A 14,581-nucleotide genomic window follows, 5' to 3' on the forward strand; every position below is an offset into this window, starting at 1 on the left:
AGCGGGGGAGGTACTCGATGGACCTGGGCCGACCGCTGTCGACAGTCACTCCCACACTCGATGGCGATGTCCTCGCCGTACTCGCCAACCATGACGCCATCTTCACCACCGGGCAGTTGCACCGTGTTCTGCCCCGCCACTCCGAGGAAGGCATTCGCAAAGTCCTGCGGCGCCTGACCAAACAGGGCGTTGTCCTGGCCGACCGGGTGGGCAACGCGTTCGCGTACCGGCTCAACCGTGACCACCTGGCCGCCGAACACATCGTCGGGCTGGCCCAGCTTCAGAAGGCTCTCCTCAAGCGCATCGAGGAGCGGCTGGGCTCATGGCGGATGCCGCCGGTGTATGCCGCGATATTCGGCTCGGCCGCGCGGGGGTCCATGACGGCGGAAAGCGACATAGATCTTCTCCTGGTGCGGCCGGACGACGCTGACGAAAACCAGTGGGAAGCACAGGTCGACGCCTTGGTGACCGATATGTCCCGCTGGGTCGGCAACGACATCCGGCCGCTGGAGTTCACTGCCGGCGAAGTGATTTCCCGCGGGCACGACGAGCCTGTCCTCCGCGACGTGGTTCGCGACGGCCTCACTGTGCTGGGCAGTCGCGCCTGGCTTGCCCGGCAATCGCGAGAGACGAAGACCTGAGATGCGAACGAAACCGTGCGACGCGACGATCCGGCGCGGCCGGATGCAGAAGGCCGACCAGTTCCTGACGGCGGCGGACATGATCCGTGATCTCGCCGGCGACCATGAAGACATCGCCGACGCGTAAGTGACCCTGTGCGTCCACGCCGGCATCGCGGCCTCGGACGTCATCTGCTGTGCCGGCCTCGGCGAATACGCACAGGGCGAGAACCACGAGGAAGCGGTCAACCTGCCGGCAAAGGCCGACAAAGTCGCGACCAAGCACCTGAGAACCCTGCTCAAGCTGAAAACCAAAGCGAGCTACAGCCACACCCCCGCAACACCTGACGAATTCAAGCGCGCCGGGCGCGCTGCCGATTCCCTGGCGGAAACCGCCCACCGCTCGTAACGCTGTCCCGAGGAGTACCGCTATGCGGGGTCGAGACCCAGGAGCCGGGTCACGATGGCGACCTGATCGGCGTAATGGCGGATGAACTCGGGTGACCGGGGATCGACCTCGCAGACACCCTCGATGACGTGCGGCAGTGTGGTGGTCGCCATCGCCCCGGCCATGAGCATGATCATCAGGCAGGCCGGGTCCACCTCGGCGGGCAGCTGCCCGGACTCCTGCAGGGCGCGGATCCCGTCGACGCTGCGCCGCATCCGCTCCGCGCGCCGCACCTGGTCGGGGTCGTCCTGCGGGCCGCTGTACTCCAGGCCGCCCCACGCGAACAACCGGACCCCGTCCGGGTTCTTCAGCGCCTCCAGCGCGTACTGACGAATCCCTTCGGACGGCTTCATGTCCGAGGTCACCAGCTCGTTCTCGTACTGCCACCAGCTGTCCGAAAGCGCCTGGTAGAGGCCTTCCTTGCCGTCGAAGTAGTACGAGATCAGCTGCTGGTTGACCCCGGCGCGTGCCGCGATCGCGCTGATCCGCGCGCCCGCGAACCCGTGCCGGGCGAACTCGGCCGCCGCCGCGTCCAGGAGGAGTTTCCTGGTGCGTTCCGGATCGCGCTGCCGTTCCTGTGGCTTGGGTGACCTGCGGGCCTTCGAAGGGGACACGCCCGGGACTATACCTGCACTTGGCACTATCAACTATACGAACCACTCAATCAAACAAACGATTGACACAGTGATGCAGTCACTTGATTATGGAGACATGAGCGAACCACAGCAGACCGCCGTCCTCGTCGCCGGCGGCGGCACCACCGGCCTGTCCACTGCACTTTTCCTTGCGAGACAAGGAATCCGCCCGATCCTGGTCGAGCGGCATCCGTCGACGGCGATCATGCCGCAGGCGCGGGCGTTCAACCCTCGCACGATGGAGATCTACCGCGCACTCGGCTTGGAGGAGGACATCCGCGCCCGCACGTCGATCCTGGCCGACCTGCCGGGGATGATCGGCGCGGCCACCCTGACGGGTGAAGAACGCTTCCGCGTGGAGGTGCTCGACCAGCTCCGGCCGCCGGCGGAACTCAGCCCTGCGGACTGGGGACTGGTCGACCAGGACGATCTGGAGGACGTCCTGCGCATCCACGCCGAACGCAGCGGCGCCGACGTGCGCTTCGGCACCGAACTGATCTCGCTCGACTCCGGCACCGATGGGGTCATGGCCGTAGTACGCAAGGACGGCGTCGAATACTCGATCCGCGCCGATTACCTGGTCGCCGCCGACGGCAACCGCGCCGGCATCCGCGAACGACTCGGTGTCGGCGCGGACGAACTCTCCCCACGAGGTCACGTCCTGTATTGCCTCTTCGAGGCCGACCTCACCGAGGCACTGCGAGGGCGCCGGTTCCTGCTCGCCTACCTCGACCAGCCGAGGACCGGCACGGTGCTCGTACCGATGCGCCAGCTCGGGCGCTGGATGCTGGGGATGCCGTACGACCCGGCGAAGGGGGAAAACCCGGACGATTTCACCGAAGAACGCTGCGTCGAGCTGGTCCGCACCGCGGTCGGGAAGCCGGATCTCGACGTCAGGCTGGTACCGCCGGTGCCCGGATGGCGCCAGAAGGTCTCGCACAGCACCAGCGGCGCCTGGATCGCCCAGCGATTCCGCGACGGCCGGGTGTTCTTCGCCGGCGACGCGGCCCACGTCATGCCGCCCGCGGGTTCCTACGGCGCCAGCACCGGGATCGCCGACGCGCACAACCTGGCCTGGAAACTCGCCGCGGTGCTCAACGGCCAGGCGGACGAGGCGCTGCTGGACACCTACGAGCAGGAACGCCGCCCGGTCGCCAGGGTCACGCTGGAGCAGTCGATCCGGCTGTTGAACCTCCGCTACCAGGGAACCACCGAGGAGGTCTCGGCCGCCGAGGACCTCGCCGTGACCTTCGGCTACCGCTACACCTCACCAGCCATCCTGACCGAACCGTCCACTCCGGACACTTCCCTCACTCCAGTCGCGAACCCCAGCACCTTCACCGGCCACCCCGGCCTGCGCGCACCCCACGTCCGCCTCACCCAAGGCGACACCGAACTGTCCACAATAGACCTCTTCACCAACGCCTTCACCCTGCTCGCAGCCCCAGATGGCGGGCAATGGATCCCCGCGGCCAAGACAGTGTCGGACGACCTCACCCTCGACCTGCACATCCACCACATCGGCACCGACCTGCAGGATCCCGAAGACCGCTTCACCACCGCCTACGGCCTGACCCGCACCGGCGCCACCCTGATCCGCCCCGACGGCTTCGTAGCCTGGCGCTCCCCCACCCGCCCGGACACCCCCCAAGAGGCCCTGCACCAGGCCCTACGCCGCATCCTGGCCCTCTATAGTCCGTCAATGCCACATTGAGGGACTCTGATTCCCTCAATGTGGCATTCACGGACTACGGCAAAAGGAAGGCCAGGGCCGCCAGGCCCGAGGCCGCCAGGCCGGGACCACGCTGGGTCGGGAGTTGCCGCACCGTGGGGGTCCGGGGGGCTCGGCCCCCCGGGTAGACACCCGGGGGGCGGCCTCAGCGAAGTCGCGAAGCGACGAGTATAGGGGACCCCGCACACCCGCCAGAGCCTGCTTATCCTTGCTGCCTTCCGGCCCTGGGGAGGTTCACAGGGTGGACGCCGCGCGGGGTCCGTCGCCCAGTGTAGCGGTACACCAGGAGCGGCCTACGGGGCACCCGCCGCGGCGCGCGCCCGGTTGAACGTGTTGTGCAGGACGGCGAGCAGCGCGTCGCGGACGGACAGCTTCTGCCGGGCGTCGAACGTGATGATCGGGACGTCCTCGCCGACGGCGAGTGCCCAGCGGATGTCGTCGAGCTGGTGCGCGAGGGAGCCGTCGAACATGTTGACGGCGACGACGAACGGCAGCCCGGCCTTCTCGAAGTAGTCGACGGCCGGGTAGCAGTCGTCCATGCGCCGGGTGTCGACGATGACGAGCGCGCCGAGCGCCCCGTTGACGATGTCCTGCCACATGAAGCCGAAGCGGTCCTGGCCGGGGGTGCCGAACAGGTACAGCTTGATCTCTTCGTCGATGGTGATGCAGCCGAAGTCGAGCGCGACGGTGGTCGTGGTCTTGGCCGGGACGTGCCCGGTCCGGTCGACGCCGGTGGCGACCGAGGTGATCGCGGCCTCGGTGGTCAGCGGCTTGATCTCCGAGATGGCGGACACGGCCGTCGTCTTGCCGACCCCGAAGCCGCCCGCGATGACGATCTTCACCGGGGCGGGTGGGCGGGCGGTGGCGCCCGCGGGGTCAGCGTATGGCGTTGAGTCCACTAATGATCCTTTCGATCATTCCGAGATCGTGGGAGACGTGGTTGCCCGGTCTTCGGACGACGACGTAGCCGAGCGCGGCGAGATCGGCCACCAGCACCCGCGCCACCCCGATGTGCAGGCCGAGCAGCGCCGCGATCTCCGCGACCGACATCGTCTTGCGGCACAGCGAGACGATCTCGCGCCGTTCGAAGGTGAGTTTGGGATGCGAGGCGGCGCCGAGCCTGCTGGTCAGCACCTGCGCCTCGATTTCCAGCGTGTGGTCGACGGGCTGGGCCCTGCCCGCGGTCAGCAGGTAGGGCCGCAGCAGGGAAACCCCGGTGTCCTCCAGGCCGGGCGACGGATCGTCGCCGTTCATGCGATCGACTCGCTTCGCGAGGCTGTGTCCAATTCCCCCTGGCGCATGATGTCTGTGATTCGCTCGCAAGCATCGCTCATGGACGTCCTCCTCATCCGCGCTACATCCCGACGGTGTTCTTGAGCTCCTCGATCAGCCCGGGTGTGAGCACTTCGGTGGCGCGGTTGGCGAACATCGCCATCTCGTACGCGATGGTGCCCAGGCTGGACTGCTTCCCGGCGAGGACACCGAGCGAGCAGCCGATGCTGATCGTGCTGACGAGCAGGTAGCCCCGCTCCAGCTCGATGATGACCTTGTCCGGGGCGCCGAGCGGGTGACTGTCGGAGACGCCGTTGGCGAGGCCGAGCATCGCCGAGGAGATGGCGGCGAGGCGGTCGGCGTTGGACCGCTCCAGTTCCGACGACATCGCGATCAGCAGCCCGTCGGCCGACACCGCGATGGCCGCGATCGCGCCAGCGGTGTTCTGGGCGAACCGGTTGACCAGCCAGTTGAAGTTCTTGGCCTCAACGCTGACGCCGGGTGCGGGTGTGGTCATTTCGTGCTCTCTTCCATCGGATCCGGCCGTACTGCGGCCTTGGCCAAACCTGCGGTGAACGAGTCGAAGGCCGCCCGTTCCGCGTCGGGGTCGCGTCGCGGCCACGCGGCACCGGCCGACGGTGACGTCACCGGCTTCGCGTGCCGGCGGGGCGCCGCCTGTTGCCGGAGGCCGGGAGCGAGCTGGGCTCCCGGCACGCGGCGGATGAGCCCGCCGCGTTCGAGCGGTTGTGCCGGTTGTGCGGTCATCGTCGGCGGCGAAGGTGCGACAGGCGCTGGTGCGACAGGCGCTGGTGCGACAGGCGCTGGTGGCGCGACAGGCGTCGGCGCGGCATGTTTTGCCGGTGCCGGTGCCGGTGCTGCGGCCGGTGCCGCGGACGCCTTCGCGAAGCCTTCCTGGAAACCGTCGAGCGCGTGGCGGGCGGCGTCCGGGTCGTGCCGTGGCGTGGTTTCCGGCGCGGGTGCGGGCGCCGCGGCACCGGGGAGCTGTGCTCCGGCGACCCGGCGGCGAAGGCCGCCTCGACGCTCTTCGACGACCGGTTCATCGAGAACCGTCGTGGTGTTCTGCATCCGCGAACCGACCGAGGGAATGTGGCCGGGCGCCGACTGGTCGGTCTGGCGGAACCACCGGAATCCGTGCCCCTGCCTGGCCGCCGGGACAACGAGCGCGGGAATCGCGGGCATCGGCAGTTCGGTGGGTTCCTCGCGCTCGACGCGGACGGACACCGGCGCCGCGTGCTCCACAGGGGCGGGCACCGGGGCCGGCGCGGGCTCGACCGGCGCCGGGATCCCGGTCGTCGGCAGCGGCCTCGGTGTCTGGTGGGTGAACAGCGAATGCGGGATCCGCACCCGCGCGGTCACGCCGCTTCCCGGCGTCTCGTCGAGGTCCACGGTGAGCGCGTGCCGCCGCGCGAGGCGGCCGACCACGAACAGGCCGAGCACGCTCGTCGGCGCGAGTTCGAGCCGTTCGCGTTCCACCAGCCGCCGGTTTTCCTCCGCCAGCCGGTCCTTGGTCATCCCGATCCCGTGGTCGACGATGCTGACGACGCACGAGCCGTCCTCGTCGAACGCGGTGCGGACCTCGACCACCGAACCCGGCGGTGAGAACGACGTCGCGTTCTCCAGCAGCTCGGCGCAGATCAGCACGAGATCCGCGCCGAAGGCCGAGTTCAGCAGGATCTCGGCCACCACACTGAGGTGAACCCGTTGGTAGTCCTCGATTTCCGCGAGCGCCGAGCGCAACGCGGTGGACAGGTCGACGGGCCCGGCGATGCGTGACTCGTCGGAAGTACCGGACACGACAAGCAGGTTGTCCGCGTTGCGCCGCAGGCGAGTCGACAAATGGTCGAGCCGGTAAAGCCGTTCGAGCAGCTGGACGTCCTGCTCGTTGCGTTCGAGTTCGTCGACGAGCGCCAGCTGGCGGCCGACCAGGTTCTGGGTGCGCTTGGCGACGTTGGCGAACATCAGGCTGGTGTTGCGCCGGGTCAGCGCCTGGCGTTCGACCAGGCTGGACGCGGTGGTCTGGACCCGGTTGAACGCCTCGGCGAGCTTGCCGAGTTCGTCGGACGACGCGACATCGATGGTCGCGAGCTGCGGCTTCTGCTCCTCGTCACCCTCGGTGTCGGTGACCCGCACCAGCTCGGTGTCGGCGAGATCGGCGACCGAGGTCGCGGCGGAGGTCAAGCGGCGCAACGGATCCGCGATCGAGCGGCTGACCGCGATGGCGAGCAGTGCGACCAGTCCGAAAAGGACGGCCGCACCGGCGCCGACCGCCCACACGAGACGGGTGGCAGCGTCGGCACGCGCGGACGCCGCGGCGGTGATCTGGCTGATCACTTCGTCCTGCGCGTGCTTGCGCTGGTTGGACTGCCCGTCGGCGGTAGCGAGGACGTCGCCGACGTACGACTCGGTCCGCGCCTGGTTTCCCGTGGGAGGCACAGAAGCCGCGAGGTCGTCGATCTTGCGGGCGGCGTCGCCCTGGTCGACCTTCACCGCCAGCGCGGCCTGGGCGACGTCGGCCTGCTGGACGAACCGCTCGGTGAAGATCGGCCCCTGGAACGTGGCGTCGCCGAGCACGGTCCGGCCCGCCTCGGGGGACACCGCGGACACGATCAAAGCCATACCGCGCAACGAGTTCTCCTCGTTCGCGCGCAGCAGCGCCTCGAGCGCGGAGAGCTGGCGGTTGCCGTCCGCGTCGCCGGTGGTCTGCGCGGTGAGCCGCAGCGAGTCGATGACCGCGCCGATGACGGCGTGGTAGGTACGCGCGACGCCGTCCAGCGAAACACCGCGGCGCACCGCGTTCTGCCGCAGCTCCTGGAGCGAGCCGATCCGGACCAGTGCCGCGGCGAGTTCGTCCGGCGCGTCCGGGCCGAGCGCGGCACGCACCTCGTTCACCGTCGAATCGACGGTGCGGCGCTGACGCGTCATGTCACCGTCGCCGGCCGACGGCGACGCGACGTAGGCCGCGGTGAGCAGCCGTTCGCGCTGGAGCTGCCAGATCAGGCCACCGAGCTGCTCGGCCTGCCGCGCCACGTCCGCCGTCTGGCCCGCCGAACGCGCGCTTCCCGCCTGCATCACCACGAACGGGACGGAGACCAGCAGCACCGCTGCCAGCGGTGGCAGGAGGAGCAGGTTCAGCTTGCCGCGGATTCCCAGCCTGCCCAGGAACTTCTTCACCCCGGACCGGCCACGAATCCGGGCCGTGCGCCCCGGCTTCGTCCTGCCGTGCCTCATGCCTTCCCCATCCCGTTCCGCTCGTGTCACCGTGTGTCAGCCGCTGACACCGCGGGCCACTCTGCCGCGGTGTTGTTCCCGGACCAGGTCCTCGATCGAGGCACGCAACGCGAGGAACTCCGGTGCGCGCTTGACCGCGAGGTCGCGATCGTCCGGCAGCGACACCTCGACGTCGGCGGCCACGCGCCCCGGATCGGAGGCGAGGACGACGACCCGCCTGCCCAGGAACACCGCCTCCTCCACGTCATGGGTCACCATCAGCACGGTCGTGCCGGTGTCCTGCCACACCTGCCTGATCAGGACCTGCATGTCCTCCTTGGTCTGGACGTCCAAGGCGCCGAAGGGTTCGTCGAGAAGCAGCACTTCGGGCTCGCACGCCAACGCCCGCGCGATCGCGACTCGCTGCTGCTGCCCGCCGGAGAGCTGTTTCGGCAGCGACCGCCGCACCGCGGTCAGCCCGGTTTCGGCGAGGTACCAGTCGACGCGGCGGGCACGCTCGGCGGCGTCGATCGGGAGGAGTTCCAGTCCAAAAGCGACATTCCGCTCGACCGTGCGCCACGGATACAGCGCTCCCGACTGGAACACGAGCCCGCGATCCGGGCCCGGCCCGGTGACCGGGACGCCGTCGAGCGTGATCCGCCCCGCGGACGGCCCGGACAATCCCGCGATCAGGGACAACAACGTCGACTTCCCGGACCCGCTGGCGCCGACGACGCAGACGAAGTCGCCTGGCGAGACGTCCAGATCGACCCCGTCGAGCGCGCGAACGTGTCCGCCGCGCACCGGATAGTCCTTGGCCACACCGCGGAGTTCGAGCAACGCCGTCATGCCGTCCACTTCCCCACTCGCGTGCGCAGCAGCCGCAGCGCCACGTCGATCACCAGCCCGGCGACACCGATCACCACGAGCACCGCGAAAATCCGGTCGGTCTGCAGAAACCGTTGCGAGCGGATGATCCGGTAGCCGAGGCCCTCGGTCGAGTTGATCAGCTCGGCCACCACGACGAAGTTCCACGCGGCCGCCGCGTTGACGCGGATCGCGTCGATGATCCCGGGCAGCGAATGCGGCACGACGATCTTGCGCAGCACCTCGCCGCGGCGCGCGCCCAGCGTGTACGAGACGTCGATGAGCGAACGCGGCACGCCACGGACGACGTCGGCGGTCATCAGTGTGTTGAAGAAGACCGTGCCAAGGAACAGGATCGCGATCTTCGACGGTTCGCCGAGACCGAGCCAAATGATGAGCAGCGGGATGAAAGCGCTTGCGGGCATGTAGCGCAGCAGGCCGATGACCGGTTCGAAAGCGAACTGGCCCGCGCTGAACGTCCCCATCACGATGCCGAGCGGCACCGAGACGACGACCGCGAGCCCGAACCCGTACAGCACCCTGCTCGCGGTCGCGCCCAAGTCCGCGGCGAGGTCTCCCGAGCGGATCATCTCGAGCCCGGCCGACAGCACGGCACCGGGCGAGGGCAGGAACGTCGCGGTGACGGCCCCGCTCGCGCCGAGCGCGACCCAGGCCAGGAACGGCACCGCCAGCGACAGCACGGTGAGCGTCCACCGCCAGGCCTGCGGGATCGGCGTGCGGATGCTCAGCAGCGACGAAGCCGGTTTGATCCCGGCGCGGCGCGGCAGCGGGGTCCAGTCGGCTCGCGGCCGTCGCGCTGTCGCTTCCTGTTCTTCCGCGAGTCGCGCCTCGGCTTCGAGCTCCGCGGCCTGACGCTCCTCCGCCGAGCCCGCGGAGATCCGCGAGCTCGACGGGGCATTGCCACCGGAGGTTCCGGTCACTGCGGGACCGCCTTGACGAACTTGTCTTCGAACAGCCCGTCAATCGACGGCCGCGCCTTCGCCAGCCCGGTGCCGACGAGGAAGTCGATGATCTTGTTCGACTGGAAGTCCAGATGGGCCGGTGTGACACCCGGCGTGAAGGCGTCCAGGTTCTGCTGGCGGGTGAAGATCGTGGTGCCCGCGTCGTAGGTGTTGTAGTCGGCCGGGGTGACCCCACCGCGCTTGGCCATGATGTCGACGGCCGCCGGCTTGTTGTCCTTGATCCACTTCATGGTGTCGAACCAGGTGTTCACCAGCGCCTGGACGTCCTTGGGCCGGTCCTTCGCCAGTGCGGCCGAGGTGACCAGGTGGTCCGGGATGGCGCCGGGGAACTCGGCGGACGTCGCGATCGGACGGCTGCCGGGGCGCTCCAGTGCCTTCGAGGTGAACGGCGCGAACGCGGCGACGGCGTCGACCTGGCCCGCGACGAACGCGGCCGCGGCGGCGTCGGTGACGAGCGGGACGAGCTGGATGTCCTTTTCGGTCAGATGCGCTTCCTGCAACGCGAGCAGCAGCAGGTAGTGGTCGACCGCGCCCTGTTCGACGGCGACCTTCTTGCCCTTGAGGTCGGCGACGCTGGTGATCCCGTCCCGCGCGATGATCTTGTCGTTACCGGTCGAGTTGTCGTTGACCAGCACGATCGACAGCTTGGCGCCGCCACTCACCGAGGAAAGCGTGTCGTTCAGCGTCTGACTGTTCGCGTCGATGGCACCACTGGAGAGGGCGTTGATACTGTCGGTGTAACTCTCGAAGTACTTCAGCTCGACGTCGACACCGTTTTTGGCGAACAGGCCTTTTTCCTGGGCGATCTGCCAGGGAAACCAGCCTGGCCACGCGCTGAATCCCAGCGTGATCTTGCTGCCGCGGCTGGCGTCGCTGCTGCTGCAGCCGGACAGCGCGGCGACACCTGCCAGCGTGAGTGCACACAGGATCGCCACCAGCACACGGGGGCGAAAGCGGGAAATCACAACGAACTCCTGGGGAGGGGGAGAGGAGGGTTCGGGGCGTTGTGGATTCGGGGGACTGCGGCGCTCGGCCGCTGATGGGCGTCGTCAGGGCCGTGCGATCGATTACTCCTCGCGTCCAGTCGCGGGTCTTTCTGCTCCGAGAGAGGCTGCGACGGGTTCACCACATCCAGTGAAGAGTGAACACGCTGCGTAAAGGGTTCGCCACCCCTTGTCTCCCAGGGAGGAGAGCCTAGCGACCTGCGGGAGATCCCGACAATGCCTACCAAGCAGTTTGACGACTCTCTATTTCTGTCGGCCGACCAGGCAAAACTCTGAATGCGCGACACAATTTTCGCGATTCGGAGTGCGACGATGCTGATGACCAGCCCGAATGCAAGAGTGGGAGCTATGCCCAACCCGATCGTGTTACCCACCGCGGCGGACATCCACGCCGCCGCGGAGCGGATCCGTCCCTACAGTCGGCACACCCCGCTGCTGCGCGCCGAAGTGGACGGACGCCCGCTCGTGCTCAAACTCGAGCATCTTCAGCGGAGCGGGTCCTTCAAGTTCCGCGGCGCCACCAACGCGCTACTCGACGGCCCGCGCCCGGAACGCGTCGTGACGGCGTCCGGCGGCAACCACGGCCTCGGCGTCGCGACCGCCGCCGCGCTGCTGGGCATTCCGGCGACCGTGTACGTCCCCGAATCCGCTCCGAAAGCGAAGACCGTCCGGATCGAACAGACCGGCGCGAAGCTCGTCCAGCACGGTGCGACCTACGGCGAGGCGGCCACACAGGCGCTGGCCGCGGCGGACGCGCCGGGCACGCGGTACCTCCACGCCTACGACGACCCCGCGGTCGTGGCAGGCCAGGGCACCATCGCCGTCGAGATAGTCGAGGACGCTCCGGACGTCGACGCCATCGTGGCCTCGGTAGGCGGTGGCGGATTGGCCTCCGGCGTCACACTCGGCGCGGACGGCCGCCGGATCTTCGCGGTCGAACCGGAGCACTGCTCTTGTTTGCATGCGGCGCTCTCAGCGGGCGAACCGGTCGACGTCACCCTCGACTCGGTGGCGTCGTCCGCATTGGGCGCGACGCGCGTCGGCACCATCGCGTTCCAGGTCCTCAGTGGCCCGTCGGTGACTTCGACCCTCGTCAGCGACGCGGAAATCCTCGCCGCGCGGGATCGGCTGTGGGCCGAATTCCGGCTGGCCGTCGAACCGGCCGCCGCCGTCCCGTTCGCGCTCTGGCTGTCCGGCCGGGTCGAAGCCGAGCTGGCATGCCTGGTCCTGTGTGGCGCCAACTCGACGTGGACCCCGGACAGCTGAAGGGGACTTTCGTCTCGTCCGACGAGCTGAAGGAGACTTTCGTCGCATGCGATGCGAGGAAAGTCCCCTTCAGCCCAGCCGCGTCAGACCGGACCTGGGAAATAGCGACCCGCGATCAGGCAACCCAATGGCCCATTCGGGACATCGCGCCATGCCGTCATCCGGGCCCGACTTCAGGATCGGGAACGACGAAAAAGGTGAAGTCTTCGCGGGACTTGGTGTCGGCGGCCATGGGGATGTGCAGGCGGCCGGACGCGACCATGTCTCGCACGACGGAGCGGCTCAGGTCGAAGCCGGTCGTGAGTAGCTTCTCGACCCGGATGGGTGCCGGGAGCTCGAATCGGACGAAGACTGCCAGTGGTTCCGGATTCTCGGGCTGGAGTTCGTAGAACGGCAGGTCGGTCTCCAGCTTCCAGGTTCCGCTCCAGTCGAGCCGGTAGGCGGACTTGGCGGCCAGCGCCGCGTCCATGACCAGTTGCCGCACCATGGCCGGATCGTTGTTCTCGAACATCAGCAGCCGCGTATGTTCGAGCGTCTGCACATGGATTCGCTCGTGGATGGGAATTTTCGACGTGCGGCCGCACAGTGCGCAGCAGATCAGCATCCAGACGTCGAGGAGTTTGCCACTCGCGTTCACCCGGAACTTCCCGGTGGGACGGTGACGTGTGGACCTGCACGACACACATGCTTTGACGATGGCGGGGAGTCCGAGTTCTCGGACCAACCACAGCGCTTTCCGGTCGATGTCGGCGGGCACACGGGTATTGCGAAAGTCGCTCACGGCGAATTCCCAGGTTCATGGAGGAGGTAACGGACAGCGCTTTAGCGCACGCCGAATACCTCGTGAATTCAGTGACGTTCGGCCAGACGACCGAGACAGGCGCGACGTCGGACATCACGTCGCGTGAAAGAACCCGTACCGCTAAACGGTGCGGGCTCCGAACGGCAGGATGGAGGGACGGGGAGTGACCCGACTCCGCCGTCATTCCGCATGTGCATCACTGCTCACGACTCCATGCTCGCCATGATGGTCAACCACCGGACCGCCAGACAACAGGTTTTCCGGAGGCAGCGGTCGACGCGCGGCGACGGGCATGTCGCGAACGCTCCGTACGAGACGTTGAGCGTCCCCAACGGCCCGTTCGGGACACCAGGTCCGGCCGCTGCCAGCCGCGGAATCGGTGCTTGACAAATCGGCTCCGGCGGAAGCTATCGTGGCCTAGGACGTCGAAAAGCCACAGCCCGGTGGGGTAGTCCGGGCGGCGCTTCGCGCTCGTACACGCGCCGATTCGGTGCGTCCAGGACGTCCCTTTCTTTGCCGTACCAAGAGAGGGAATTACTGTGCCCGAAAACTTACGTGTACTCGTCATCGGCGCCGGGCTGGGTGGGCTCGCCCTCGCCCATGGCCTCCGCCGCGGCGGCATCGACGTCGCAGTCTACGAGCGAGAGGAATCGCCCACCTCGCGGCTGCAGGGCTATCGCCTGCGGCTGACGCCGGAGGGACTCGACGCGCTCGAACGACTTCTGCCGCCGCCGCTCAGCCAACTCGTGTGGGAGACCAGCTCGTCACCATCCCGTGCCGCATTCCTTAGTGGACAGATCGAGCCGCCCAAGGATCGCAACGTCGCGGTCAATCGCCTGACGCTGCGGCAGATTCTCCTCCATGGCTTCGACGACGTCGTCTCGTTCGAGCGCGAATGCATCGGATACCGGACCAACGGCGACGGCACGGTGACCGCGCTCTTCGCAGATGGCTCCGACGCGACCGGCGATCTCCTGGTTGCTGCGGACGGCGTGAACTCGGTGGTACGGCGGCAATATCTGCCCCAGGCACACGTCATGGACACCGGGGTGCGCATCCTGTACGGACGCTTCCCACTCACACCGGAGACCGCCGAGCTGATCCCCGAGGAGATGTTCACGCTCTACAGTGGAATCACCGGGCCCGACCGCCGGCATGTCGGTATCGCGCCGGTGCATTCCCGGCGTCCGGCCAAGCAAGCGGTGGCGCAGCTCGCGCCGACGCTGGAGCTGACCGACACCGACGACTACGTGATGTGCCTGTTCGGGGCACGCACCGAAGTGTTGCCGTTCACCGACCAGGAATTGCGCCAAGCCACCGGCCAACAGCTGCGTGACGCGGTCGTGGCGATGACGCGGGAATGGAATCCGGCCGTCAGCAAACTTGTCGAACTGACAGAAACCGAGACCGTCTTCCCGATCTTCGTGCGGTCCAGTGTGCCGTTCCCGCAGTGGCCCACCACCGCGGTCACACTGATCGGCGACGCGATTCACGCGATGAGCCCGGCCGTCGGGGTCGGCGCGAACATCGCGCTGCGCGACGCGGACACGCTTGCCGCCCGGCTCGTCAACGTGAAGCGCGGCACCGAACTCATCCCGGCGTTGCGCGCCTACGAGACCGCGATGATCGACTACGGCTTCGACGCAGTCCGCACCTCCGCGCACTACGGTCAGCTGCGCTTGGACCAGGCCCCGTTGCCGAAGTGAGCTGAAGGGGACTTTCCT

General features: G+C 68.0%; 15 protein-coding genes and 1 other RNA gene. 6 read left to right on the forward strand and 10 right to left on the reverse strand.

Annotated elements, in window-relative coordinates; all coding sequences use genetic code 11:
* Window positions 1-17: 17 nt before the first annotated feature.
* The 3 genes from ACFW0G_RS20325 to ACFW0G_RS20335 are packed head-to-tail and all read left to right on the forward strand — an operon-like array spanning window position 18 to window position 1,029.
* A complete protein-coding gene (locus tag ACFW0G_RS20325) occupies window positions 18-641 on the forward strand; it encodes a nucleotidyltransferase domain-containing protein (RefSeq protein ID WP_378326893.1) in 624 nt (207 codons plus the stop codon).
* A 1-nt stretch (window position 642) separates the two neighbouring features.
* Window positions 643-768 carry a hypothetical protein gene (locus ACFW0G_RS20330; protein WP_378326894.1) on the forward strand — a complete coding sequence of 42 codons (126 nt, stop codon included), beginning with the start codon at window positions 643-645 and terminating at the stop codon, window positions 766-768.
* Window positions 769-1,029, forward strand: coding sequence for a hypothetical protein (locus tag ACFW0G_RS20335; RefSeq protein WP_378326895.1), 261 nt, complete (start codon window positions 769-771; stop codon window positions 1,027-1,029).
* A gap of 20 nt (window positions 1,030-1,049) precedes the next feature.
* Here the strand turns inward: ACFW0G_RS20335 and ACFW0G_RS20340 are convergent, their stop codons facing one another.
* Entirely contained in the window at window positions 1,050-1,682 is a 633-nt protein-coding gene (locus ACFW0G_RS20340) for a TetR/AcrR family transcriptional regulator (protein ID WP_378326896.1), read from the reverse strand.
* Window positions 1,683-1,779: 97 nt separating this feature from the next.
* On the opposite strand from ACFW0G_RS20340, the gene ACFW0G_RS20345 reads away from it, so the two are divergent.
* A complete protein-coding gene (locus tag ACFW0G_RS20345) occupies window positions 1,780-3,417 on the forward strand; it encodes an FAD-dependent monooxygenase (RefSeq protein ID WP_378326897.1) in 1,638 nt (545 codons plus the stop codon).
* Window positions 3,418-3,604: 187 nt separating this feature from the next.
* Here ACFW0G_RS20345 and ffs read toward each other — a convergent pair.
* The 8 genes from ffs to ACFW0G_RS20385 form a co-directional block, all read right to left on the reverse strand.
* Window positions 3,605-3,699: signal recognition particle sRNA small type (gene ffs / locus ACFW0G_RS20350), an RNA gene on the reverse strand.
* 29 nt (window positions 3,700-3,728) lie between these two features.
* Entirely contained in the window at window positions 3,729-4,277 is a 549-nt protein-coding gene (locus ACFW0G_RS20355) for an ATP/GTP-binding protein (protein WP_378327001.1), read from the reverse strand.
* 34 nt (window positions 4,278-4,311) lie between these two features.
* Window positions 4,312-4,689: a DUF742 domain-containing protein gene (locus ACFW0G_RS20360; RefSeq protein ID WP_378326898.1), complete on the reverse strand. Its 378-nt coding sequence runs from the start codon at window positions 4,687-4,689 to the stop codon at window positions 4,312-4,314.
* A gap of 100 nt (window positions 4,690-4,789) precedes the next feature.
* Complete coding sequence (locus ACFW0G_RS20365; RefSeq protein WP_378326899.1) at window positions 4,790-5,224, reverse strand: roadblock/LC7 domain-containing protein; 435 nt, start codon at window positions 5,222-5,224, stop codon at window positions 4,790-4,792.
* On the reverse strand, window positions 5,221-7,956 hold the full coding sequence (locus ACFW0G_RS20370) for a nitrate- and nitrite sensing domain-containing protein (protein ID WP_378326900.1): 2,736 nt from the start codon (window positions 7,954-7,956) through the stop codon (window positions 5,221-5,223). Before ACFW0G_RS20370 ends, ACFW0G_RS20365 begins: the two co-directional genes overlap by 4 nt.
* 36 nt (window positions 7,957-7,992) lie before the next feature.
* The gene (locus ACFW0G_RS20375) at window positions 7,993-8,784 is read right to left on the reverse strand and encodes an ABC transporter ATP-binding protein (RefSeq protein WP_378326901.1); all 792 of its coding nucleotides are present in this window, start codon (window positions 8,782-8,784) and stop codon (window positions 7,993-7,995) included.
* Complete coding sequence (locus tag ACFW0G_RS20380; RefSeq protein WP_378326902.1) at window positions 8,781-9,743, reverse strand: ABC transporter permease; 963 nt, start codon at window positions 9,741-9,743, stop codon at window positions 8,781-8,783. Before ACFW0G_RS20380 ends, ACFW0G_RS20375 begins: the two co-directional genes overlap by 4 nt.
* On the reverse strand, window positions 9,740-10,750 hold the full coding sequence (locus ACFW0G_RS20385) for an ABC transporter substrate-binding protein (RefSeq protein WP_378326903.1): 1,011 nt from the start codon (window positions 10,748-10,750) through the stop codon (window positions 9,740-9,742). The genes ACFW0G_RS20380 and ACFW0G_RS20385 overlap by 4 nt, the downstream gene beginning before the upstream one ends.
* 387 nt (window positions 10,751-11,137) lie before the next feature.
* Here ACFW0G_RS20385 and ACFW0G_RS20390 point away from each other — a divergent pair, with 387 nt between their 5' ends.
* On the forward strand, window positions 11,138-12,055 hold the full coding sequence (locus ACFW0G_RS20390) for a threonine/serine dehydratase (RefSeq protein ID WP_378326904.1): 918 nt from the start codon (window positions 11,138-11,140) through the stop codon (window positions 12,053-12,055).
* Window positions 12,056-12,212: 157 nt separating this feature from the next.
* On the opposite strand, the gene ACFW0G_RS20395 is transcribed toward ACFW0G_RS20390, so the two are convergent.
* A complete protein-coding gene (locus tag ACFW0G_RS20395; RefSeq protein ID WP_378326905.1) occupies window positions 12,213-12,836 on the reverse strand; it encodes a DUF1062 domain-containing protein in 624 nt (207 codons plus the stop codon).
* A 560-nt stretch (window positions 12,837-13,396) separates the two neighbouring features.
* Here ACFW0G_RS20395 and ACFW0G_RS20400 point away from each other — a divergent pair.
* A complete protein-coding gene (locus tag ACFW0G_RS20400; RefSeq protein ID WP_378326906.1) occupies window positions 13,397-14,563 on the forward strand; it encodes an FAD-dependent oxidoreductase in 1,167 nt (388 codons plus the stop codon).
* Window positions 14,564-14,581 lie beyond the last annotated feature (18 nt).

Origin of the sequence: Amycolatopsis sp. NPDC058986 (assembly GCF_042741125.1) — a bacterium.
GTDB lineage: Bacteria > Actinomycetota > Actinomycetes > Mycobacteriales > Pseudonocardiaceae > Amycolatopsis.